The organism is Aliidongia sp., from assembly GCF_035943795.1.
GTDB lineage: Bacteria > Pseudomonadota > Alphaproteobacteria > ATCC43930 > CGMCC-115725 > Aliidongia.
The window spans coordinates 26,539-48,059 of sequence record NZ_DASZBY010000006.1 but is presented as its reverse complement, the minus strand read 5'-3'; the positions used below and the strand labels follow the sequence as shown (position 1 = coordinate 48,059).

Sequence of the window (21,521 nt, the reverse complement as noted above, 5' to 3'; positions counted from 1 at the left end):
CGACGGCAACCGCCTGCTTCGGATCGCACGCGTCGTCGCCGACCGTCAGCACCAGCTTCTGGCCCAGCACGCCGCCCTTGGCGTTGATGTCGGCGACCGCTTGCTCGGCGCCCTTCTTCAGCTGCTCGCCGAAGGCTGCGTCGGATCCGGTGATCGGGCCGACAGCGGCGATCTGGATATCGGCCTTCGCGACGCCGGCCGTCAGGGCCAGGACGCTGACGGCCGCCAGCAACGTTAGATTTTTCCACATCGTGGAGAACTCCCTGGTCATGGAACTGGCTCGTGCTGCTCTGTCGTGGCGGCAGCGAGGCGGGTCTCGTTTCCGCAGCACCGGAAACGGCGGATCCGCCGCACGAGGGGTAACCGGCGCCTAGCTCATTCCAAGCCGGGCGATCACAGGTTGGAGATTGAGCAGTTCGACCGTAGTCTTGCCGCTTTCGAGTTCCCGGCGGAACGACATCTCCACGGCCTCACGTTTCGTGGCAGCGGTCAGCATGTCGTCCAGGCGCGCCCGAGACACGGCGACGACGCCGTCACGGTCACCGACGATGATGTCACCCGGCTCGATCCGGACGCCGCCGCAGATGATCGGCACATTGATGCGGCCCGGCTGGTTCTTCTGCGTGCCCCTGATCGACAGCCCCCGGGCGAACACGGGGAATCCCATCTTGATGATCACATTCGCATCGCGAACCGCGCCGTCGATGACAAGGCCGACGATGCCGGCCTGTTTCGCGGCGGTGGTCAGGATGTCTCCCCAAGGTCCCGCCTCGACGAACCCCTTGGCGTCGACCACGAGAACGTCGCCGGCTTGCGCCCTGGTCAGGGCGTGATGAATGACCAGGTTGTCACCCGGAACCACGTCGACGGTGAGCGCCGTCCCGACGAGGCACATGTCCGGGTCGATCGGCTTGATCGCGCAAGTGAGCGCGCCGGTCTGCCCCTGGGCTTCGTGGATGGTCGCGGCGCCAAGTCTCTTCAAGCTGTCGATCTGGGAGAGGGATAGGCCATGCGGCACGTCGTCCATGATGTGCTCCTGTCCTTCATGAATGCTGGGGATGTTCGGTGGAGAAGGCAGGTTGCCGTCGATGCCAGCCGGTCGCCCGCTGATAAGCGGCGGCAACGGTCAGCAAGGTCGATTCCTGATGGCGGCGTCCGACCAGCTGGCCGCCGATCGGCAGCCCTTGCTCCGAAAAGCCAACACAGAACGAAAGAGCCGGATGGCCGGTCACATTGAACACGATGCGCATGCCGTTGCCCGATCGCGTCGGGCCATCCGCGTCATCCATGCGAAAGGCCGGCTCCGGCGACACGCCCGTCATCAGCAGATCCGAGGTTTCCAGCAATCGGTCGATGTCGAGGGAAAGGGACCGCCGGTGCCGTTGTGCCTCCCGATAGTCTGCGGCCTGGATCGTCGCTCCCTTGAGAAGCTCCTCCCGGCAGCGGGCGCCGTAGTGCTCGGGCGACCGGGACAGGGTTCGGCGGTGGATCTGGAACGCCTCCCACTGCAAAATCACCGCCCCACATCGCCGGTAGGATTGGAGGTCGGTGGTTTCGACCTCTTCGAGATGCGCCCCCAGCCCGGAAAGCAGGTCCGCGGCGGTAGCGAGGGCCGCCCGCGTGGCGTCGTCCGCCGGTAGATCGCGCTCGTAGAACTGCGTCAGCATGCCGAGACGCAATCCGTGAAGCGGCCTGCTGTCCTCCGCCCCAAAGGAGATCGGGTCCGGCCGGCGCGGTCGACGCCGCACGGCGTCGAGGAGCAGCGAGCAATCTTCGGCACTCCGAGCCATCACGCCGACATGGTCCAAGGATGGGGACAGGGGGAAAACGCCGCGGCGGCTGATCAGGTCGTAGCTCGGCTTGAGGCCGATCACCCCGCACATCGCGGCGGGGTTTCGGACCGAGCCCGCTGTATCGGTGCCGATCGCCAAAGGAATTTGCCCAGCCGCAAGGGCAACCCCGCAACCGCTGGACGAGCCGCCCGGCGTCCGCCCGATATCCCAGGGATTGAGTGCAGGCGGCCAGGGCAGCAGGTCGGCAGGCGAGCCGATGCCAAACTCTTCCAGCGCCAGCTTCCCGACCAGGATCGCTCCAGCGTCGCGCATCCGGCGGACGACCGTCGCATCCCGCCTGGCGATATTATCCAGCAGCAGGCGCGATTGTGCGGTCGTGGGCTGCCCTTGCACGTCGATCAAGTCCTTGACGGCGAACGGCAGGCCTTGCAGCGGGCCGCAGGGGATGCCGCGGGCCACGCGCTCGTCGGCATCACGCGCAGCGCCGAGCGCGTCAGCGCGATAAACGTCGATGAACGCATGCAAAGTGGCGTTTTCGGCAGCGATCGCGTCGAGCAACTCGGTCAAATACTCGGTGGCCGAAAGCTGCTTTCGCCGCATGAGCGTTCGCACCTCGGTGGCGCTGAGAAAACGGAGTGCCCCGCCGGCCGGCGATCCCTCGCGTTGCGGTGTGACCTCGGCGGCGGGTGCGCTCCGTAGGTCCCGTTTCGCGGGCATCAGGAGAAACGGTTGCCGGCGGCGGCCCGAAGCGGCCGAAAGAAGGCCCGGATATCCTCCGCCAGCAGTTCAGGCGCCTCCATGGCGGCAAAATGACCACCACGCGGCAGCGTGGTCCAATGCGTGAGGTTGAAGGCCCGTTCGACCCACCGGCGCGGCGGCATGGGCAGCTCGCGCGGCAACCGGACGATCCCGCATGGCGGCAGGATGCGCTGCCCCGGCTGCAGGTGAAGCGGGCAAGCGCGCGCCTCGCTATAAAAGCGGAACGAGGAATGGACCGTGTTGGTGAGCCAATGGATCATGACGTTGGTCAGTAGTTCGTCCTGGGTGAGGGTTTCGTCCGGCCGCTGCTTGGAGTCGCTCCAGCCCTGAAATTTCTCGATGAGCCATGCGGCTAGCCCGATCGGCGAGTCGGTCAATCCATAGGCCAGCGTCTGCGGCTTGGTTCCCTGGATGGCGATATAGGCACCTTCCGCCTCGCGCCATTTGGCGACACGGTCGAGATATGCAACCTCTTCCTCGGCGAGCGGGGGCGTGCCGGGATTGAGGTCGGGGCGGAAGCCGGTGGAGACGTAGTTGAGGTGAAGGCCGATAAGCCGATCGGCGTGCCGCAGGCCCAGTGCGGAGCTGATCCACGACCCCCAATCCCCGCCCTGAGCCCCGAAGCGATCGTAGCCGAGCGCCGTCATCAGATCGGCCCAGATGTCGGCCACGGCGAACACGTTCGTGCCCGGCTTCGTCGGCCGATCCGAAAAGCCGTGGCCGGGGATCGACGGCACCACGAGCGAGAAGGCGTCTGCCGGGTCGCCGCCATGGGCGCCGGGGTCGGTCAGCAGCGGGATGATTTTCTGCATTTCGACGAAGCTGCCGGGCCAGCCGTGCGTCATGATGAGCGGCAGCGGATTGAGGCCCTTGCCGACCTGGTGGATGAAATGAACGCTGGATCCGTTTCGGAGGAATTTGTGATGGGACAGGCTGTTGAGACGCTGCTCCTCGCGGCGCCAGTCGTAGGCCTCCAGCCAGTAGGCATGCAGTTCCTGCAGGAATTCGAGGTCGGTGCCGAATTCCCAACGAGCTCCGTCCAGGCGGTCGGGCCAACGAACGTCGACGAGCCTGCGCCGGAGAGCCGCGAGTTCGGCTTCGCCTATATCGATGTGGAATTCGCTGATCATCAGGCCCGTTCCCTGGCAACATCGTATTCAATAGGTGCAATCAATCGATGATGGATTGTCCTACAAAATATATAATATTGTCAACATGAGGATGCGATGTCTGAGACCACCCGTCCGTCCGACACCGTTCCACGGCCGCTTTCCGTGACGGAAAACATCCGGGCGACGCTCGAGGAACTGATCCTGTCGGGCGCCATCCAGCCGGGCGAACGGTTGAACGAGCTCGCGCTGAGCGAGCGTTTTCAAGTCAGTCGCGGCCCGATCCGGGAGGCGATCCGCGCGCTGGAACAGGCCCGGTTGGTGAGTGTGGCTCCGAACCGGGGCGCGCTCGTGCGCAAGTTGGATCTGGCGGACGCGCTGGAGCTCTTCGATGTGCGGGCCGGGCTCGGCAGAACGGCAGGACGACTGCTCGCCGCCCGCGCCAGCGGTTCGCAGCTTCAAGCTCTACGCGAGTTGTCCGATCAGTTGACTGCCGCGGTATCGATCGGATCGACTGCGGAGTTTCACCGTCTCAACCTTCGATTCCATGCGGCGATCATGGAGTTTGCCGGGAACGCGCGTCTGGAGGAGATGGACGTTGCGGTGCGGAACGAGATGCAGCTCTACATCCGCGACGGATTGTTGGGCGAGGCCCAACTGCGCATTTCCAACAACGAACACACGCTGATCCTGAATGCGATCGTCGACGGCGACCCCGAAAGGGCGGGAGCGGCCCTCGAAACCCATATTCTCAATGGCAAGCAGAGGATGCTCAATGGGGCCAGAGGAAGGTCTCGAACCTGACTTCGCAGCAGCCCCGCGTCTTCGCCGAGCGGCGAAATGAGACGGTGTCAGTGCTGTCGGCCTCGGCTTCCTCTTCGATCTGAAGGGCCTCCCCGAAGCGATCGAGGCGCGGCACCGCGCCGCCCGCAGGATCGCCGGCGCAGGCCATGAAACGCTCCCGCACCGTGATTTTCGGTCAGCGGCCGTGACTGCCGGAATAGCCGTTGCGCGCGGGCGGTTGCCAACCCACGGGGGCGGTGCGCGGACGATAGATCTCGACGAGCAGAGGATGGCAGACCGCGACGTCGCTCGAATGCTTGGAGCCGCAATCACCGCCGGGGCAGGCCGACAGCGCCCCCAGCAAGTCGATCTCGGCGAAGAACTCGAGGAAATCGCCAGGACGGACCGGCGTCGTCTTCATGAAATACTGGCCGGTGTCCCGGGTGAACCCGGTGCACATGAACACGTTCAGCACGTCGTGAACCTGTAGCTCGGCCGCGCCGAGCCCGCTGTCGACGGCATCGGCGAAGGCCCGCGTCAGGTTCGAGTGGCAGCAGTGATGATATTCGCTGCCGTTCAACAGCATGTTCGTATAGGGATCGCAGCGCGTGCCGATCACGTCATGAACCGCGCCGCCCCACGCATCGAATCCATACCAATCGAGCGTGTCCTGGGTGATGGTCGCGATCGGCCGCAGATAGGGCAGGTTGGACCACAGCCGGTCGCCGGTCGACAGATGAGTGCCGTGCAGCGCCCTGGTCTTGCCGGAAAAGAAGCGCTCCCCGGTGTCGTTCGCGTTCCACAGGTCGAGGTCGCCGACCTGCGGACCCTCGACGCTGACGATCCGGAAGAAATGACCGGCCGGGACGGTGAAGCTCGCGGCGTCGCGCGGCGGCACCAGCACCTCCGAAACCTTGGTCCAGCCGTCACGGGCCGCCCGATAGCCGTCCAGATCGGGGATCGGCAGCGTGTCGACGGGATAGCAGATCACCGGGGCCACCTGCATCCGCGCCGCGCTGTCCGCGGGCGCGGCCGTTTCGGGCTGTCGCAGTTTCATAGGGGGTGGTTCTCCGGTTTGAAATCCGCTCGGCCGCAAGGAGGCGTCGCCGAAGCCCGATGATTGCAGGAAATCGATCCGGGACCAACCCATCATCGGTCCGGAGCGCCGGCGAAGACGAGCGTCGGCGCGCTAGAAATTCACCCGGTCGCCGCCCTTCAGCCCCAGGATTTCCCGTGCCTCGTCCGGCGTGGCGATTTCCTGGCCCAGCCCTTCGATGATCTGCCGCACGGCGCGCACCTGCTGCGCGTTGGATTGCGCGAGCTTGCCGGCACCGATCCACAAGGAATCTTCCAGGCCGACGCGCACGTTGCCGCCCATGGCTGCGGCCATCGCCGCGATGGCGAGCTGGTTCTTGCCGGCACCCAGCACCGACCAGTGATACCGGTCGCCGAACAGCCGGTCGGCCGTGCGTTTCATGTGTGCGACATCTTCGGGATGGGCGCCGATCCCGCCCAGGATGCCGAACACGCTCTGCACGAAGAACGGCGGCTTGATCACGCCGCGATCCGCGAAATGGGCCAGCGTATAGAGATGGCCGATATCGTAGCACTCGATCTCGAACCGGGTGCCGCCTTCGGCGCAGGTCTCCAGGATATATTCGATGTCGGCAAAGGTATTCTTGAAGATGCGCTCCCTGGAGCCTTCGAGATACGGTCGCTCCCAATCATGCTCGAACTCCTTGAACCGGTTCAGCATGGGATAGAGGCCGAAGTTCATCGAGCCCATGTTGAGCGAAGCGACCTCCGGCTGGTAATGCGCAGCCGGCCGGACCCGCTCTTCCACCAGCATGGTCGGGGCCCCGCCGGTCGTGATGTTGATCACGCAATTGGACTGCTGCTTGACGGCCCGCAGGATCGGCGCGAAAGCCTCGAGCGACTGGTCCGGCCTGCCGGTCTGCGGATCGCGCGCGTGCAGATGCAGGATCGCGGCGCCGGCTTCGGCGGCCTGGATCGCCGCATCGGCGATCTGTTGCTGCGTGATCGGCAGGTGGGGCGACATGGACGGGGTGTGGATGGCGCCGGTCACGGCACAGGTGATGATGGTTTTGCGCGTGGTCATGAGAACATCCGCCATTTCCGCCGTCGGTCCGGACAGCCTAGCCAAACTTCCGCGGGCAGGTAAGGGCGCGGGCGCAAAAACAATGCGAGAGCCAGGCAGTCCCCCCGGCGGGCACTACGACCGGCGACGCACCGGCATCAGCGCCCGCAGGGCCGGGTCGCGCAGCCACAGGCCGCCCCAGGCGAGCACGCCCAGATAGACGCCGAACAGCAGGTGGGAGAACACCGGATCGCCCACGCGCAGATGGCTGGCGATCCCGCCGCCCATCACGCCGGTCAGCAGGACGGCGCCCAGCACCGCCGTGCGGGGGAACAGGTAAAGCAGGGTGATGACGACCTCGAGCGCACCGATGCCGCGCGCCACGCTGTCGGGGAAGCCGAGGGCGGCTAGCGACTGCACCACCGGATCGATCTTGATGATCTTGATGATGCTGTCGAACCCCATGAAGAGCACGACCAGACCGGTCAGGATGCGCCCGATCCAGCGCATGGCGTTCGACGTTCCGGCAGGCTGTGCGACTGAATTCATGTTCTGTGCTCCCAATTGGATGCCGCGTTCGATGCGGCATCGCCCATAGGACGAACGGGCTACCGGGAAGCCGACGGCGGGGGGCGAATTTTCTTGCGCTCCTTGCGGTGGGAGGTTCAGCACGGCCGTGTCCAGGACCGCGGTTTCGGGACCGCGCAGAGAAAGGCAGCGATCACTTCGATGGCGCCGAGACCATGGGCGATGCCGTTCGGAAGCCCCAGGGCGGCAAGCGATTGCACCACGGGCTCGAGCTGGATGAGCTTGCCGATGCAATCGAACGCCATGAACAGCATGACGAGGCCGGTCAGGGTCCGTCCGGCCCAGCGCGAGATTTTCGATGGAGTGATCGATTGAGTATCCGATGTCATGGCGAATCCTCCCTGGCGCGATGGCATGCCCCAAGGACGAAGCGACGCTCGCCGTGCCGACACGGCCGGAGAGAGTTTTTTTGGGATGGCCCTCTCCGGCGCCCGCAGCGCCCGGTCGCTCAGGAATAGCGCTTCAGTTCCATCCGGCCGATCTGGTTGCGGTGCACCTCATCGGGGCCGTCGGCCAGCCGCAGGGTGCGGGCATTGGCATAGGCCCGGGCCAGGCCGAAATCCTCGGATACGCCGCCGCCACCATGGGCCTGGATCGCCCAGTCGATCACCTGGCACGCCATGATCGGGGCCGCGACCTTGATCATGGCGATCTCCTTGGCCGCCACCTTGTTGCCGACCGTATCCATCATGTGAGCGGCGTTCAGCACCAGGAGACGGGTCTGGTCGATCATGATGCGGGCGTCGGCGATGCGTTCCAGGGTCACGGTCTGCTCCGCCACCGGCCGGCCGAACGTGACGCGGCTTTTCACGCGCCGGCACATCTTCTCCAACGCGCGCTCGGCCAAACCGATCAGGCGCATGCAATGGTGGATGCGGCCGGGCCCCAGGCGACCCTGCGCGATCTCGAAGCCGCGGCCTTCGCCCAGCAGGATGTTCGTTACCGGCACGCGCACGTTCTCGAACAGCACCTCGCCATGGCCGTGCGGCGCGTCGTCATAGCCGAACACCGGCAGGTGGCGCAGGATCGTCACGCCGGCCGTCTCGCGCGGCACGATGACCATGGATTGCTGGCTGTGCCGGTCCGGATTGTCCGGATCGGTCTTGCCCATGAAGATGAACAGCTTGCAGCGCGGGTCGTTGGCGCCCGACGACCACCATTTGCGGCCGTTGATGACGTAGTGGTCGCCGTCGCGCTGGATCGAGCTTTCGATGTTGGTCGCGTCCGACGAGGCGACCGCCGGCTCGGTCATGGCGAAGCAGGACCGGATCTTGCCGGCAAGCAGCGGCTCCAGCCACGTGCGCTTATGTTCCTCGGTGCCGTACCGGACCAGCACTTCCATGTTGCCGGTGTCGGGCGCCGAGCAGTTGAACACCTCCGGCGCCCAGCCGACGCGGCCCATCAACTCGCACAGCGGCGCATATTCGAGGTTGGTCAGGCCCGCGCCCAGGTTCGATCCGGGCAGGAACAGGTTCCACAGCCCCTCGGCCTGCGCCTGCTCCTTCAGCTCTTCGATCAGGGCGACCGGCTGCCAGCGATCGCCTTCGGCGACCTCCTCGGCAAAGCGGACCTCGTTCGGGAAGACATGGGCCTGCATGAACGCATCGATGCGCTGCATCAGGTCCCTGGTCTTGGCATTGGGCTCGAAGCTCATGGCGGCATCCTTAGCGATAGGTGAGGAGGGCGGGATCGCCTTCCCGTTCGAGATGGCTGTGGTTATTGAGCGTGCTGAGGCTGAGCCGACCCGGCTGGTAGAGCAGCTTGGTGACGGCGCCGTTCATCAGCGACCAGCTGAGTGAGGCGACCTGCGGCGGCGGCACGTCCAGCAGATGCTGGCAGATGGCGGCAATTGGCCCGCCGGACGTGAAGACGATCAGGCGGCGCGAGGGACCGGCGCGTGCGACCAGCCCCTCCAGCGCGCTGATGCAGCGCTTGCGGAACGCCGCCCAGGATTCCAGGTAATCCCCATCGTGCCGGCCGCTTATCCAGCGCGCCATCGCTGCGCTGAACAGCTCCTGGAACGCCCGGCGCGAAGCTGCTGCCTCCGACAGCCAGCGCTGCAGGCCGGCGAGGTCGCCAGCCTCCGGATGGGCGCGCAACAGCATCTCGCGATGATCGTATTCATCGAAGCCGCGGTCGACGATCCAGCCGGCCGGCGCGGGTGCTCCCGGGAATTCGGTCGCCCAGGCGTCGGCCGTCTGGCGGTGGCGCTTCAGGCCGCCGAGGGCGACAAGATCGAAGGTGGCGGCTCCGGTCGCATGCCAGCGACCGAGGATGCCGGCCTGGCTATGGCCGACGGTCGACAGCGCGTCGTAGTCTTCCGCGCCGAACGACGCCTGCCCATGGCGGACCAGATGGATTTCGCCCAAACGCCGCCTCCCGATATGTTGCGGGCAGGATAGGGCTGTGGCTAGGATCGATCAAATGCATGATTTTGATGAAGATCCATCGATATGGTTCATATACCGAAGATCGATCTCAACCTGTTCGTCGTGTTCGACGCGATCTATCGCGAGGGCGGCGTCACGCGCGCGTCGGAGCGGTTGCACCTGACCCAGCCGGCGATCAGCCACGCGCTGAGCCGGCTGCGCACGCTGTTCGACGACCCGCTGTTCGTGCGCCAGGGGCATGCGATGATCCCGACGCCGGTGGCGCGCAGCATCGTTGAGCCGGTGCGCCGCGCCCTGCGCACGCTGGAGGCGACGGTGACCGAGACCAGCCGGTTCGATCCGGCCGAAGCGCACAAGCAGATGGCCTTGGGTGTCCATGAAAGCCTGGAAGCGACCGTGCTGCCGGGCTTGATGGGCCGGCTGGTCGCCCGGGCTCCGTTCATCGACGTGACAGCCATGCCGATCGAACGCCGGCAGCTCGAAGCGCGCCTGGCCGACGGCACGCTCGATCTGGCGCTGGACGTGGTGCTGCCGCTATCGGGGGACGTACTGCATCGCCGGGTGGCGGAGGACCGGCTCGTCGTGGTTGCCCGGCGCGATCATCCGGCGATCGGGATCGCCCTCGACCTCGCGACCTATCTGGACCAGTCCCATGTGCTCGTGACCTCGCGCCGGCGCGGGGCCGGGGCGATCGACGCGGAACTGGCCCGGCGCGGCCTGAAGCGCCGCATCCGCCTGCGCGGCCAATATTATTTCGCTGCCTGCCGGGTCGTCAGCGAAACCGACCTGCTGCTGACCATGCCGGAATATGACGCGCGCCTGTGCAGCCGCCAGTTCGACAACCGGATCCTGCCGCTGCCGATCGACATGGCGCCGATCGACGTCCACCTCTATTGGCACGTCTCGACCGACAAGGATCCAGCGAACCAATGGATGCGCGACGAGATCGGCCGGGCGTTCGACGCCGCGTCTTTCGCACCCGATGAATGACCTTGGCGTTTTGGCGCCGTGATCGGGAGGTGCTAGAACAGGCGACGGGACGGGGATACACAGCGAGGTCGTGCCTGCATGAAAGATCCCTATAAACTGCTCGGCGTCGAACGTGGCGCCGACGATAAGGCGATACAGAAGGCCTATCGCAAGCTGGCCAAGCTTCATCACCCGGATCTGAATCCGGACAAGCCCGAGGCCGAGGCGACGTTCAAGGACATCTCCGCTGCCTACACGCTGCTGTCCGATCCGGAAAAGCGCGGGCGTTTCGACCGCGGCGAGATCGATGCCGAGGGCACCGAGCAGGGTGCGGCGCGCAATTTCTATCGCGATTTCGGCGATCGGCCCGGCAGCGGGAAATATCAATCGGGGCCGGCATTCGGCGACGAGGATCTGGAATCTCTTCTACGCAATGCCTTCGGCCGTCGGCCCCGAGGTGGTTTCGCCATGCGGGGCGCGGACATGCATTATACGCTTTCTGTCGATTTCGTCGACGCGGCCAAGGGTACGGTCAAACGGCTGACCCTGCCTGATGGCGCCACGCTCGACGTGACCATCCCGGCCGGCCTCAAGGACGGACAGGTGCTGCGCCTCAAGGGCAAGGGGCAGGCGTCGCCGTCGGGCGGTGCTGCCGGCGATGCGCTGATCGAGATCAGCGTCATGCCGCACCCGTTTTTCCGGCGCGACGGCAACGACGTGATCATCGACCTCCCGGTGACGGTGCAGGAGGCCGTGATGGGCGCCAAGATCCGCGTGCCGACGATCGAGGGGCCGGTCACGCTGACCATCCAGCCGCGCTCGAACAGCGGGACGCGGATGCGGCTGAAGGGGCGCGGCATCGCCGGCGGCCATCAGTTCGTCGACCTGCGGGTCGTGATCCCGACGGCCGCGGAGCCCGAGTTGGAAGCCTTCCTGGCGACCTGGCAGCCGCAGCATCCGGTCGACCCGCGATCGGCGATGGAGGTGCCATGATGAAGCTCGAAGCGATCGTCACCCGGTTTCCGGATCTGGAGATCGTCGAACTCACCGCCTGGATCGAACAAGGCTGGATCAGGCTCGAGTCGGATACGCCGGCGGCCTGGGTGTTCGACGGCATCGATGTCGCGCGCATCGAGCTGATCTACGATTTGCGACGACGTCTGGGCGTACAGGAGGACACGGTGCCGATGGTCCTGTCGCTGCTGGACCAGGTCTACGAACTGCGTGCGACATTGAAGGCTGTCACTGGTGCGCTGGAACACCAGCCGGCCGAGGTGCGCGCCGCCGTGGTGGCCGCCTTGGCCGGAGCCGACGCCTCCTGAAGGAGGCGCCGTTCGCCTGCGCCGGCTATTTTTCCTTGACGGGCTTTGCCTTGGAAGGGGGCTCGGAGAAAGGCGAGACCGAGACGGTAGCACCCTTCTTCTTGTCGCTCTTCGGTTTCTTGACTTCGCGCGTGCTGCGTTTCTGACCTTTGGCCACTGGATGTCTCCCCATTTCGGTTGGACGGGGCCGGCGTCGTGCCGCCGCCGAGAGTGCCGAGGCTACCACGTGCCGAGAGGGAACGGGTGCGGCACCTGAACGCCCCCGGACCGGGGACTTCAACTCCGCTGCGCAAGCCCGCCGGTTGTTCTGTTTCGCCACTGTTCATCAAACGATAGGTGATCGAACCATCGGCAGCTAACGACTTCGCGAAACGGCCGCGAAGGCGATTGATCCTTCGTTAAAGGGGGGACACCGCCGCGCCGCACGCTCCGCGTGACGCGCCTTCGTCGATCCGATCGGCACCGCATCGGTGCCGGAACCGATGTCGATGGCCCTGCTCGGCAGTGGCTTGATCGGCTTCTGCGTCGCGCGTCGCCGCCGCGGCTAGAGCTGGACACCAGGGCGGCTTGCCACACCGCCCTGGTTCGTTTCTCAGCCGGCGTCGGGCGTCTGCGGCAATGCGATGAAGCTTTGCGCACCATGGCGGTCCACCAGCAATAGCACAGGCTTCGACGGGGTCTTCTCCGCCGTGGCGATCAGCGTCTTCGCATCCTCCGGCCCCGTGACCGGCCGGCCGTCGACCCGCTCGATCACGTCGCCGCCTTCGAGGCCGACGCTGTCGGCCGCGCTGCCGCTGTCCACATGGGTGATGACGGCACCGGTCGCATCATGCCCCAGATGCAGGCGATTGCGGATCGCCGGATTGAGTGACGACAGGGTCATGCCGAGCGCCGGCGTGTCCGCCGCCTGGTCGCCATCCTCTCCCTCTGCCGCCGCGACCTTCGTCTCGTCGAGATGGCCGACCGTGGCATCGATCTCGACCGGCTTGCCCTGGCGCAGCACGCTCAGGTGGACGGACGTGCCCGCCGCCGTCTCGGCGATGAGCCGTGGCAGGTCGCGGGTCTTCTGGATCGGCTTGCCGTTGACCTGGCGGATCACGTCACCGACCTTCACACCGGCCTTGGCCGCGGGGCCGGCATGGGTGACGGCGGCGACCAGGGCGCCCTGCGGCCCGTCCTTGTCGATGCCGATCGCGGCCGCCAGGTCCGGCGTCACCTGCTGGATCTCGACGCCCAGGAAACCACGGTCGACATGGCCGTTCGCCTTGATCTGCTCGATCACGGCCTTGGCGGTGTCTGACGGGATGTCGAACGCGATGCCGACGTTGCCGCCGTTCGGCGAATAGATCGCCGTGTTGATGCCGATCACATGGCCGGCGAGATCGAAGGTCGGCCCGCCGGAATTGCCGCGATTCACCGCCGCATCGATCTGCAGATAGTCGACATAGCTGGAGCCGTCGATCGACCGGCTCTTCGCCGACACGATGCCCTTGGTCACGGTGCCGCCCAGGCCGAACGGATTACCGACGGCCATGATCCAGTCGCCGATCCGCTCATGGTCGCTGTCGCCCCACTGCACATAGGGAAGCGGCTTCGGCGCGTCGATCTTCAGCAGCGCCAGATCGGTCTTGGCATCCTTGCCGACGATCTTGGCTTTGTGCTCGCTGCCGTCCTGGAACACGACCGTGACCTTGGCGGCGTCGCCGACCACGTGGTTGTTGGTGACGACATAGCCGGCGGGATCGATGATGAAGCCGGAACCGAGCGCCAGCATCTGCGGCTGCGGGCCTGGCGCCTGCCGGCCGTGCTGCTGCTGCTGCTGTTCGAAGAAGTGCCGCAGCATGTCGTCGAACGGCGTGCCGCCCGGCGCGCCCTGGAACTGCTGGTCGTCAGGCTCCTCGTCCGCGACCGGCGCGGCATTGGATTTCTCGACCACCGAGATATTGACGACGGCGGGAAGGATCTTTTCCACCATGGGCGCGAAGCTGGGCAATTGATCCTGGCTGAGCGGAGGTGCGGTGCCTTGGGCCAACGCCAGGGAGACCGGGCCGACGGCCAGCGCCGTCGACAGGCCCAGCATCATCGCCAGGCGCGTCATCGGGCGCCGCCGTATCGTCGTCTGCTTGTCCATCATGCACATCCCTCGGAAATCCGACCAGCTCGACCGAGGGCTTGCGCCGTCGGTGTCTCGCATCATCATCTGGGGAGTCAAGATTACGGCGTGCCGTTCGCAGGATTAACAATGTGTAATGTGGCATGTCGCCAGATCGGGAACCAAACCGTCGCGTACAACGTAAGTATTTGGTGAGATAGGTCATTTCGCCACATCCGGCGATAAAGGGGTTCGCCGGTGGAAAACGCGCTATCGATTGGGAAAAGGTGACGCCAATGCTGCGGAATTCATCGTTCATCATCGGCCATTCGGTCCGGGCGACCGATGGCGCGATCGGCTCGGTCACCGATCTGCTCTATGACGACGCGACCTGGACGGTCCGATGGGCCGTCGTCGACACGGGCGCCTGGCTGCCGGGACGCCGTGTCCTGCTGCCGCCCGCGCGCCTGGTGCCGGCGCAGGACGACGCGAAGGTTTTCACCCTGCCGCTGACGTGCGAGCAGGTGAAGGCCAGTCCGCCGGAAGAAACCGACCTGCCGGTGTCCCGCCAATACGAGCACCAACTGTTCAGCCATTACCAATGGGATCCTTACTGGATCGGTGGCGGTGCGTTCGGCGTCGGCACGATGCCCCTGCTGCCGCTGCCGCTCGGCAACCTCGAGCCGCTGACCGGCGACGAGCATCTGCGCAGCGCCGTCACGACCAGGGGATATGCCGTCCGGGCGTCGGACGGCGACATCGGCCACGTGGCCGATCTGCTGGTCGATCCGGAGCGTTGGTCGATCCCGCTGATCGAGATCGCGACGCGCAACTGGCTGCCCGGTCGCAAGGTGGTGCTCGCCCCGGGCCTGGTCGAGGCCATCGACTGGTTCGAACAGGCCATGAGCTTTGCCAAGACCAAGGCGGAAATCGAGGCGAGCCCGACCTACGATCCGTCCATGACGATCGACCGCGAGCAGTTGCGGACGATGTACCGCCACTACGGTCTGCCGACCGACTGGATCTGATCGGACCGCCTTGGCGTCAACGCGTCGCGACCGCCACGCTGGTCAATCCTCGGACGGCGCCGGACGCGTCGGCGAACTGAACGAAGATGCGATTGGCCGCCGGCTGGAACGGGATGGCGCCGCCGGCGGTCGCGAAAATCGCGAAGGTCGGTGTGGCGCCGGCCGCGATCGTGGTGCTGACGCTCGCCGCGATCGGCGTCAGGCAGGCGCCCGTCGTCGGATCGGTCTGGCACAGCGTGACCGCGAGCGGGATCCCGCTCGTTCCGACCGACGCGCTGGCCGTGATCGCGGATGCGGTGCCGACATTGACGGTGGCGACGGCGAAGGCGTTGGAACCGGCGGTCCCGCTGACGTCCAGCGTTCCGTCCCCGCTGGGCGTCGCCGCCAGGGCCACGATGTCCGGCGGCGCGCTGGCCGCGGCCGACAGCAGCAGGGTATTCACATCGAGAATGCTCGTCGCCGATGACAGGTTCGCACAGGAAAAGCTGAACGCGACTTCGGTGGGTGCCAGGGCCGCCGTCGGGGTCACGGCAATGACGAAGCTCTGGGATCCGCCGGCGGCGATCGTGATCGGAGTATTGGCGGTTCCGATCGTCGCATTGGTGGCGGGGTTGGTCGCCTGATAGGAGAAGTTTGCCAGCAGGCTCGTCGTCGGTGCGATCGAACAGGCGCTGCCGGCCGACGTGCCGCCGTTGATGATCGTGGCAAAGGCGGTTGCCGTGTTGCCGACCTTGACGGATCGGCTGGACGGCAGGATCGCGGCGACCAGCGGACTGGCCACGCCCTGGTAGCTGCAGGGCGTGAAACTGGGCAGGGAGCCCCAGCAGACTGAAAAGCCGTCGCCATTCACCGGCGCGGACGGATTGGCGCTCTCACCGAAGCGGCCGCCTGCTGTGTCGGTCATCTGGAACCCATCGGTGGAAAGCGACAGGTTCGGGTTCACGCCGTTCGCGCTGACCATCTGGAACGTTGCCGTGCCGAAGTTGGCCAGCGGCAGGACGTCGTTGGCGTCCGATGCTGGTGCCTCGACGATCCAATCCGCCGAAAGCCGCGAGGACGCATAGGCGAAGCTCTGCGACCAACTCCATTGCGCGGTGCTGTCGGTCATCGCCATCGTCCAGGTCTGTGTGGCGGACGTGCAGGACGCGATGCAGGTGATCGACGCCGTGATCACGTCTCCGGGGCGGACCGTCCGGGGAATCGTGACCGATTCGTTCGGCAGCATCTCGTACCAGACGTAGTAATCCTTGCTCCCGTTGGACGATACATCCTGTTCGGTGCCGAGCTGGATCAGGGTCGAGTCGCTGATCTCGCAGTCGAGATCGACGCAATCGCCACCAATGCCGACCCAGAGCGACGAATATTGGTCGAGGACCCTGGATCTGCCGGACGCGAAGGTTGCCGTGGGCACGATCCAGGTGGCTTGTGCACTCGTATATGACAAGCCGGTGTTCGCCGACGAGACGACATAGCCCGACCAATTGTCCGATTGAACCTGGTGCCGTATGCCGTGATCCAGCGTGCTGTCGCTGGTCCGGTGGATTTGCGCCAGACGATGCTGCCGCGCTTGGGGGATATGGCTGCCGGCGGTGGTTCCGTCGGCCTGCGCCCCGACCGCGACGAGGACGAGCAGAAGCATCGATCGCCAAAAGGGTCTGACATAGTGATCCCAAAGGGACCGCTCGGACGTCGATCGGGTCGGCGGGCATTCCTGGTCTTGGCGCATTCGTTTCCACATTGCACGGCCGGCCACTCCGCCGACGTTCCACCTATACGCGTTCCTGCTTACCAGCGAGTGGTTCACATTGCGTGAAGCATTCCAGGCGAAGGCCAGGGTTTGCGCCGTAGGGCGGGAGACGCCTCGTTCGAGCGGCTTGATACCGTCAGGTTGCGTTCAACCGTACCAGCCACCACCCGGGTTTCCTCACCGGCGGGTCGGTCGTCCGGCTGGGCGATGCCAGCGCCGTCAAGCTCGACGGCGGCGTGCGCCATCGGTCCTGAACGGCTTCAGATGCACAGGGCCTTGTCGATCGCGGTCCGCTCGTCGAGTGCGGCGCCCTCGGCGGTCAGGCGATCGAGTTCGGCCGGTTCGAATACGGCGCGCAGCAGGGTGCCGAGCCGTTCGAAGCCCAGCTGTTCGGTCGGTTCGCGGCGGGTGCCTTCGCGCCGATAGTGCGCATCGCTGAAGCCCAGCAGGCGGGCCGCCATCTGCTGGTCGCCCAGCAGGGCGCCGGCGACGGCCAGATGTTCGATGCTGATGACCACCAGGAATCTCGACTGGGTTTCCTGAGCGCGGATCAGCGCCTCGCGCGCTGCCGCCCGGGCCTCGATCAGGTCGTCGACGGTCAACAGGTAGGCCGCGAGATTGGCCAGCCCGTTCGCCAGCCGATGGACGCGGCGTTCGGCCCGGCAATAGTCGATATAGGCGCGGCATTGCTCGATCGCGCGGGCATATTCACCTAGCGCGAACTCCGTCTCGGCCAGGTTGCAGCGCGCGCTCATCGCACCCACGGAGTCGCCGTGGGCCTCGCCGTGCTGCAGCGCCTCGGCATAGAGCGCCTTGGCCGCGGCGACGTCGTTCGAGAACAGTTTCAGGTGACCCAGCGAATTGGCGCAGCGGCCGCGCAGCTTTCCGGCCCCGGCCTCGGTCAGCAGCGCGTAGGCCTCGCGCAGCAGCCGCTCGGCCTCTTCGTGGCGGGTGAAGCGCTTGATGGCATTGCCGGCGACGGTGAGCGCGTCGCCCAGGCCGACCGTGTCGTCCGTCCGGCGGAACAGGGCGACGGCCTGTTCGGCGAGCGGCACGCGCTGGGTATCGTCGCGATAGGGCGCCAGCCGGGCCTGGCCAAGATAGAGCCGGGCCCGCAGATGATCGGAAGCCGCCTCGGGCGCGCCAGCCAGCGCCAGCCAGCGTCGTCCCTCGTGCTGGAGCGAGGCTTCCGTCCAGAGCAACGGCGTCGCCGCCGCCAGTTCGAGCCCGATCGACCGATCGATGCGTCCACTGAAGGCTGCGTCCAGTGCTGCGCGAATATTGTCGAGTTGCGGCTCGATCGCGCCCAGCCACGCCTCGGTCGGGACATCCTGCCAATTCGCCTCGGCCGCGGCCATCCGCGCGAGATAATAGGTGGCGTGACGGGCCTGTGCCTCGCCGCGCTCGTTCAGTGTCTCCAGCCGGTCCAGTGCATAAGCGCGCATGGTTTCAAGCAGATGAAAGCGACGTTCCTGCCCCGCCTTTTCGGCGACGATCAGCGACTTGTCGACCAATGCCGCGATGAGGTCGAGCACCTGCCAGGACGAAGCGCCGGGTTCGCCCAGGACCGCCGTGGCGGCATCGAGCGTCCAGGAACCGGAGAAGACACCGGCCTGCCGGAAGGCGTGCTGTTCCTCCGGCAGCAGCAGTTCGTAGCTCCAATCCATCGTCGCCTGCAGGGTGCGATGGCGCGCCGGCAAGCCGCGGCCGTCGCGTGGCGAAATCCGGAAGCGTTCGGACAGGCCGCTTGCAACCTCGCGGACGCTCATGACGGAAAGCCGTGCGGCGGCCAGTTCCAACGCAAGGGGAATCCCGTCCAGCCGGCGGCAGATCTCGACGATCGGCCCGACGGTCACCTCGTCGACGACGAAGTCCCGATCGACCGCGCGTGCCCGGTCGGCGAACAGGCTGACCGACGCCCAGCGATCGGCGGTGGCACTGTCGGGCACTTCGCCGCGCGGCGGAACGGTCAGGCTTTCGACCCGGAATAGGCTCTCGCCGATCAGGCCCAGCCGCTCGCGGCTGGTCGACAGCATGCGGACTTCCGGGCATCGACGCAGCAGGATCTCGGCGAAATTCGCCAGGGCCTCGGTCAGATGCTCGCAATTGTCCAGGATGATCAGCGTCTTGCGGCGATGCAGGGCCAGCAGCACGGTTTCGAGCGGCGGTGCGTTGCCGTCGGTGGCGATGCCGAACAGTTTGGCGATCACGTTCGGCAACAGGCTCGCGTCGTTGACCGCGGCGAATTCGGCGAGCCAGATCCCGTCCGGAAAACTCTCCTGCATCTCGGCGCCGATCTGCACGGCGAGGCGCGTCTTGCCGATGCCGCCTGGTCCGACCAGCGTCACCAGGCGATCGCGTTCGAGCAGGGGCCGGATCTCGGCCAGCGCTTGCTCGCGGCCGACGAGCGGCGTCAGTTGGGACGGCAGGTTGTGCTGCGCGCGGTTGAGCGAGCGGAGCGGGCTGAAATCCGACGGCAGGCCGGACGTCGAGACCTGATAGATCCAGGCCGGCTCGATCAGGTCGCGCAGCTGGTGGGATCCCAGATCCACCAGTTGGACATCGTCGTCGAGCGGACCGTCCAGCGCCTCGCGCGCGGCCCCGGACATCAGGATCTGTTCGCCGTATCCGACCTCCAGCAGACGGGCCAGCCGATGCAAGGTCGGTCCGAAGAAGTCGCCGTCCCGCGGCTCGACCGGTCCACAATGAAGCGCCATCCGGACCTTGAGGCCGCCGATCTCCGTCCAATCCTCGGCAATGAGCGCGCGCTGGCTGGCGATCGCGGCAACGAGGCCATGCCGCATCGATGGAAATACCACGGCCAGGCCATCGCCGCGCGATTTGAAGACGCGGCCGCCGTGAAGGGCGACCGTGGTCCGCAGAATCGCGTCGTGCCGGCGCATCGCCGGGCGCATGGCATCCGGGGCGGTTTCCCAGCGCCGCGTGCTGCCCTCGATGTCGGTGAACAGAAAGGCGGCACCGATGCTGTCAGGCAGGACCTCGGTCCCGGTGGCTTGGTGTGACGCGGTCGAAAGCGGCATGCTCATCTCGTGCGAGGGACCCGGGCCGACGGAAGGATCCGTCCGGCAGGGGGCTCCCGGCAGAGCATAGAGCAAAGCCCCCTTACTCGACAGGGGGCAGCGGCGAAGTCGTTATTTGGCAAAAAGCGTGGACCGCGGCACGGGAAGCCGGCGGCCCACGCCCGTTTCGGCGCGTCAGCGCTGGTTCATATGATCCGACTCGTCGACCGCGTTGGGACGAAGCGCATCGGATTCGTCGACGGCGTTCGGCCGCATCGCGTCGGACTCGTCGACCGCGTTCGGCCGCATCGCATCCGACTCGTCGACGGCATTGGGCCGCATCGCATCGGATTCATCCACGGCATTGGGCCGTATCGCATCAGACTCGTCGACCGCATTCGGCTCGAAGCCTTTGGATCCATCGGGAGCATTTTGCTTTTGCGACATTGGTAATCTCCGAAAGCGGAAAGAGCGTGACGACGGGGCCGGGCGAACCCGCGATGGCAATATCAGAGAAGAAGCGTCGGCCGACCTGTGATGCAACTCACAGTCCCGGACGACTATACCTCCGCGGCGATCTCCCGCAGAGCATCCAGATCGTCGAGCACGATCATGCCGTCGCGCAGCGTCAGGACGCCTTCTTTCTGCCAGCGCGACAGCTGTTTGTTGATGCTTTCGCGCGACAAGCCGACCAGGTTGCCGATTTCCCGCTGGGACTGCCGGATGATCGGCGCGCGCTCGCGCGGCCGCTGCTCCTCATCGGCTCCGCTCAGGTTCAGCAGCTTCTTCGCGAGCCGGCTCGGCAGATTGAGGAACAGCAGATCCTCGACCTGTTCCGTCGTGCGCCGAAGCCGCCGGCAGACCACGCGCAGCAGGCGGATGGCGACCTGGGGATGGGCGTTCAGGAACGGCAGGAAGTCGCGCCGATGGATGACCAGCAGGCTGCAATTGGTGGCGGCAGTGGCGTCCGCCGTCCGGTCGCAGCCGTCGAGCAGGGCGATCTCGCCGAATACTTCGCCCTCGCGCATCATGGCGAGTACGATCTCGCGGCCGTCGGCAGCGAGCGCGCTGATCTTCACCTCGCCGGTGACGACCGCCATCATGGCCTCGCCCGGCGCCCCTTTGTGAAAGATCGGTGTCTTCGCGCGCACGTCCTCGATCCGTGCGACGGCGATCAACTGATCGAGTTCGTCGGTCGACAATTCCCGAAACAGTTCATGATTACGTAGAATTCTAGCCCTTAAGGCAGGGGGGCAAGACATTCCCACTCCTCGATCATGGCGATTGGAGCAACGTGCGTCCTCTCCGGATACCACGACTTATAAAGGAAATCCGGCAGCATAGGGGTATTCGTTGTGAGACATCTCACAATACCTGCTGTGGCCTGCGCCATAAAGTCTCCCGCAAGAGTTACAAGCGAGGAGCGACGAGATGATCTACGGCCCGGTCGATGCGCCCACGCCAACGCTCGATGCCCGCTGGATCATTGCGCTCTGGGTCGCGATTCATGGCACACGCGCCAATTCCGCCGCGGGCGGCGAGCTGATCTTGGAGGCGGCGACGGTGCGGGCCGCCGCGGGCAACGCGATCCTGGCGCTCGCGAGCCAGTTCGATCCCGCGACGGCGCAGGCACTCCGAGCCGCTCTGCGAAAACTGCCCGAATCGTTCGAACCGGTCAGCGATGCGCAGATCGAGGATGCGTTGAAGCGGCTCGGAATCCGGCTTCACGACCAGACCGGCGCGGAAGATACCGTGCTGAACGGCCTGTCGGTCGCGGGATTCGGCAAGATCTGCTGGACCGGTCGACCGGCCTGAGCATGCCG

General features: G+C 65.9%; 23 protein-coding genes. 7 read left to right on the top strand and 16 right to left on the bottom strand.

The genetic code is table 11. From position 1 onward, the window contains the following. The 4 genes from VGV37_RS01135 to VGV37_RS01120 form a co-directional block, all read right to left on the bottom strand. Window positions 1-250: ABC transporter substrate-binding protein (locus VGV37_RS01135; protein WP_326877760.1), on the bottom strand; the 250-nt coding region annotated here is incomplete at its 3' end. Between the two features lie 120 nt (window positions 251-370). Next, the gene (locus tag VGV37_RS01130; protein WP_326877759.1) at window positions 371-1,027 is read right to left on the bottom strand and encodes a 4-carboxy-4-hydroxy-2-oxoadipate aldolase/oxaloacetate decarboxylase; all 657 of its coding nucleotides are present in this window, start codon (window positions 1,025-1,027) and stop codon (window positions 371-373) included. A gap of 16 nt (window positions 1,028-1,043) precedes the next feature. Further along, complete coding sequence (locus VGV37_RS01125; RefSeq protein ID WP_326877758.1) at window positions 1,044-2,393, bottom strand: amidase; 1,350 nt, start codon at window positions 2,391-2,393, stop codon at window positions 1,044-1,046. 116 nt (window positions 2,394-2,509) lie between these two features. Further along, the gene (locus VGV37_RS01120) at window positions 2,510-3,682 is read right to left on the bottom strand and encodes an epoxide hydrolase (protein ID WP_326877757.1); all 1,173 of its coding nucleotides are present in this window, start codon (window positions 3,680-3,682) and stop codon (window positions 2,510-2,512) included. A 96-nt stretch (window positions 3,683-3,778) separates the two neighbouring features. On the opposite strand from VGV37_RS01120, the gene VGV37_RS01115 reads away from it, so the two are divergent. Then, on the top strand, window positions 3,779-4,465 hold the full coding sequence (locus VGV37_RS01115) for a GntR family transcriptional regulator (protein ID WP_326877756.1): 687 nt from the start codon (window positions 3,779-3,781) through the stop codon (window positions 4,463-4,465). Here VGV37_RS01115 and VGV37_RS01110 read toward each other — a convergent pair. The 7 genes from VGV37_RS01110 to VGV37_RS01080 form a co-directional block, all read right to left on the bottom strand. Continuing rightward, window positions 4,434-4,613 carry a hypothetical protein gene (locus tag VGV37_RS01110; protein WP_326877755.1) on the bottom strand — a complete coding sequence of 60 codons (180 nt, stop codon included), beginning with the start codon at window positions 4,611-4,613 and terminating at the stop codon, window positions 4,434-4,436. The two genes, VGV37_RS01115 and VGV37_RS01110, sit on opposite strands and share 32 nt — an antisense overlap. A 27-nt stretch (window positions 4,614-4,640) precedes the next feature. Continuing rightward, window positions 4,641-5,501, bottom strand: a complete 861-nt coding sequence (locus VGV37_RS01105; protein ID WP_326877754.1) for an urea carboxylase-associated family protein — start codon at window positions 5,499-5,501, stop codon at window positions 4,641-4,643. A 132-nt stretch (window positions 5,502-5,633) separates the two neighbouring features. Further along, window positions 5,634-6,563: a 3-keto-5-aminohexanoate cleavage protein gene (locus tag VGV37_RS01100; RefSeq protein WP_326877753.1), complete on the bottom strand. Its 930-nt coding sequence runs from the start codon at window positions 6,561-6,563 to the stop codon at window positions 5,634-5,636. 114 nt (window positions 6,564-6,677) lie between these two features. Beyond that, window positions 6,678-7,091, bottom strand: coding sequence for a DoxX family protein (locus VGV37_RS01095; RefSeq protein WP_326877752.1), 414 nt, complete (start codon window positions 7,089-7,091; stop codon window positions 6,678-6,680). 116 nt (window positions 7,092-7,207) lie between these two features. Then, complete coding sequence (locus VGV37_RS01090) at window positions 7,208-7,459, bottom strand: DoxX family protein (RefSeq protein ID WP_326877751.1); 252 nt, start codon at window positions 7,457-7,459, stop codon at window positions 7,208-7,210. A 119-nt stretch (window positions 7,460-7,578) separates the two neighbouring features. Beyond that, window positions 7,579-8,784, bottom strand: coding sequence for an acyl-CoA dehydrogenase family protein (locus VGV37_RS01085; RefSeq protein WP_326877750.1), 1,206 nt, complete (start codon window positions 8,782-8,784; stop codon window positions 7,579-7,581). Between the two features lie 10 nt (window positions 8,785-8,794). Next, the gene (locus tag VGV37_RS01080; protein ID WP_326877749.1) at window positions 8,795-9,499 is read right to left on the bottom strand and encodes a histidine phosphatase family protein; all 705 of its coding nucleotides are present in this window, start codon (window positions 9,497-9,499) and stop codon (window positions 8,795-8,797) included. Between the two features lie 84 nt (window positions 9,500-9,583). On the opposite strand from VGV37_RS01080, the gene VGV37_RS01075 reads away from it, so the two are divergent. The 4 genes from VGV37_RS01075 (at window position 9,584) to VGV37_RS30310 (ending at window position 12,359) form a co-directional block, all read left to right on the top strand. Continuing rightward, a complete protein-coding gene (locus VGV37_RS01075; protein WP_326877747.1) occupies window positions 9,584-10,510 on the top strand; it encodes a LysR family transcriptional regulator in 927 nt (308 codons plus the stop codon). 78 nt (window positions 10,511-10,588) lie between these two features. After that, window positions 10,589-11,482 carry a DnaJ C-terminal domain-containing protein gene (locus VGV37_RS01070; RefSeq protein WP_326877746.1) on the top strand — a complete coding sequence of 298 codons (894 nt, stop codon included), beginning with the start codon at window positions 10,589-10,591 and terminating at the stop codon, window positions 11,480-11,482. After that, entirely contained in the window at window positions 11,479-11,811 is a 333-nt protein-coding gene (locus tag VGV37_RS01065; RefSeq protein WP_326877745.1) for a hypothetical protein, read from the top strand. The genes VGV37_RS01070 and VGV37_RS01065 overlap by 4 nt, the downstream gene beginning before the upstream one ends. 470 nt (window positions 11,812-12,281) lie before the next feature. After that, entirely contained in the window at window positions 12,282-12,359 is a 78-nt protein-coding gene (locus VGV37_RS30310; protein ID WP_414637894.1) for a PEP-CTERM sorting domain-containing protein, read from the top strand. A 44-nt stretch (window positions 12,360-12,403) separates the two neighbouring features. Here the strand turns inward: VGV37_RS30310 and VGV37_RS01060 are convergent, their stop codons facing one another. Further along, the gene (locus tag VGV37_RS01060) at window positions 12,404-13,945 is read right to left on the bottom strand and encodes a Do family serine endopeptidase (RefSeq protein ID WP_326877744.1); all 1,542 of its coding nucleotides are present in this window, start codon (window positions 13,943-13,945) and stop codon (window positions 12,404-12,406) included. Window positions 13,946-14,199: 254 nt separating this feature from the next. Here VGV37_RS01060 and VGV37_RS01055 point away from each other — a divergent pair, with 254 nt between their 5' ends. Further along, a complete protein-coding gene (locus tag VGV37_RS01055) occupies window positions 14,200-14,931 on the top strand; it encodes a PRC-barrel domain-containing protein (protein WP_326877743.1) in 732 nt (243 codons plus the stop codon). Window positions 14,932-14,947: 16 nt separating this feature from the next. Here the strand turns inward: VGV37_RS01055 and VGV37_RS01050 are convergent, their stop codons facing one another. The 4 genes from VGV37_RS01050 to VGV37_RS01035 all read right to left on the bottom strand — a co-directional run bounded on the left by VGV37_RS01050 (window position 14,948) and on the right by VGV37_RS01035 (window position 20,900). Continuing rightward, window positions 14,948-16,570: a G1 family glutamic endopeptidase gene (locus tag VGV37_RS01050; protein ID WP_326877742.1), complete on the bottom strand. Its 1,623-nt coding sequence runs from the start codon at window positions 16,568-16,570 to the stop codon at window positions 14,948-14,950. Between the two features lie 368 nt (window positions 16,571-16,938). Next, the gene (locus VGV37_RS01045; protein ID WP_326877741.1) at window positions 16,939-19,719 is read right to left on the bottom strand and encodes a hypothetical protein; all 2,781 of its coding nucleotides are present in this window, start codon (window positions 19,717-19,719) and stop codon (window positions 16,939-16,941) included. 174 nt (window positions 19,720-19,893) lie between these two features. Continuing rightward, window positions 19,894-20,145 (bottom strand): hypothetical protein, encoded by a 252-nt coding sequence (locus tag VGV37_RS01040; RefSeq protein ID WP_326877740.1) that lies wholly within the window; start codon window positions 20,143-20,145, stop codon window positions 19,894-19,896. Between the two features lie 113 nt (window positions 20,146-20,258). Continuing rightward, window positions 20,259-20,900 carry a Crp/Fnr family transcriptional regulator gene (locus VGV37_RS01035; RefSeq protein ID WP_326877739.1) on the bottom strand — a complete coding sequence of 214 codons (642 nt, stop codon included), beginning with the start codon at window positions 20,898-20,900 and terminating at the stop codon, window positions 20,259-20,261. A 229-nt stretch (window positions 20,901-21,129) separates the two neighbouring features. On the opposite strand from VGV37_RS01035, the gene VGV37_RS01030 reads away from it, so the two are divergent. Further along, window positions 21,130-21,513 carry a hypothetical protein gene (locus VGV37_RS01030; RefSeq protein ID WP_326877738.1) on the top strand — a complete coding sequence of 128 codons (384 nt, stop codon included), beginning with the start codon at window positions 21,130-21,132 and terminating at the stop codon, window positions 21,511-21,513. The last annotated feature ends 8 nt before the right edge of the window (window positions 21,514-21,521 follow it).

Excerpts from the sequence above, each read along its gene's own strand:
- VGV37_RS01130 (WP_326877759.1), bottom strand. The coding sequence starts at position 1,027 with ATGGACGACGTGCCGCATGGCCTATCCCTCTCCCAGATCGACAGCTTG.
- VGV37_RS01125 (WP_326877758.1), bottom strand. The coding sequence starts at position 2,393 with ATGCGGCGAAAGCAGCTTTCGGCCACCGAGTATTTGACCGAGTTGCTC.
- VGV37_RS01120 (WP_326877757.1), bottom strand. The coding sequence starts at position 3,682 with ATGATCAGCGAATTCCACATCGATATAGGCGAAGCCGAACTCGCGGCT.
- VGV37_RS01115 (WP_326877756.1), top strand. The coding sequence starts at position 3,779 with ATGTCTGAGACCACCCGTCCGTCCGACACCGTTCCACGGCCGCTTTCC.
- VGV37_RS01110 (WP_326877755.1), bottom strand. The coding sequence starts at position 4,613 with ATGGCCTGCGCCGGCGATCCTGCGGGCGGCGCGGTGCCGCGCCTCGAT.
- VGV37_RS01105 (WP_326877754.1), bottom strand. The coding sequence starts at position 5,501 with ATGAAACTGCGACAGCCCGAAACGGCCGCGCCCGCGGACAGCGCGGCG.
- VGV37_RS01100 (WP_326877753.1), bottom strand. The coding sequence starts at position 6,563 with ATGACCACGCGCAAAACCATCATCACCTGTGCCGTGACCGGCGCCATC.
- VGV37_RS01095 (WP_326877752.1), bottom strand. The coding sequence starts at position 7,091 with ATGAATTCAGTCGCACAGCCTGCCGGAACGTCGAACGCCATGCGCTGG.
- VGV37_RS01090 (WP_326877751.1), bottom strand. The coding sequence starts at position 7,459 with ATGACATCGGATACTCAATCGATCACTCCATCGAAAATCTCGCGCTGG.
- VGV37_RS01085 (WP_326877750.1), bottom strand. The coding sequence starts at position 8,784 with ATGAGCTTCGAGCCCAATGCCAAGACCAGGGACCTGATGCAGCGCATC.
- VGV37_RS01075 (WP_326877747.1), top strand. The coding sequence starts at position 9,584 with ATGGTTCATATACCGAAGATCGATCTCAACCTGTTCGTCGTGTTCGAC.
- VGV37_RS01070 (WP_326877746.1), top strand. The coding sequence starts at position 10,589 with ATGAAAGATCCCTATAAACTGCTCGGCGTCGAACGTGGCGCCGACGAT.
- VGV37_RS01065 (WP_326877745.1), top strand. The coding sequence starts at position 11,479 with ATGATGAAGCTCGAAGCGATCGTCACCCGGTTTCCGGATCTGGAGATC.
- VGV37_RS01060 (WP_326877744.1), bottom strand. The coding sequence starts at position 13,945 with ATGATGGACAAGCAGACGACGATACGGCGGCGCCCGATGACGCGCCTG.
- VGV37_RS01055 (WP_326877743.1), top strand. The coding sequence starts at position 14,200 with ATGCTGCGGAATTCATCGTTCATCATCGGCCATTCGGTCCGGGCGACC.
- VGV37_RS01050 (WP_326877742.1), bottom strand. The coding sequence starts at position 16,570 with ATGCTTCTGCTCGTCCTCGTCGCGGTCGGGGCGCAGGCCGACGGAACC.
- VGV37_RS01045 (WP_326877741.1), bottom strand. The coding sequence starts at position 19,719 with ATGCCGCTTTCGACCGCGTCACACCAAGCCACCGGGACCGAGGTCCTG.
- VGV37_RS01040 (WP_326877740.1), bottom strand. The coding sequence starts at position 20,145 with ATGTCGCAAAAGCAAAATGCTCCCGATGGATCCAAAGGCTTCGAGCCG.
- VGV37_RS01030 (WP_326877738.1), top strand. The coding sequence starts at position 21,130 with ATGATCTACGGCCCGGTCGATGCGCCCACGCCAACGCTCGATGCCCGC.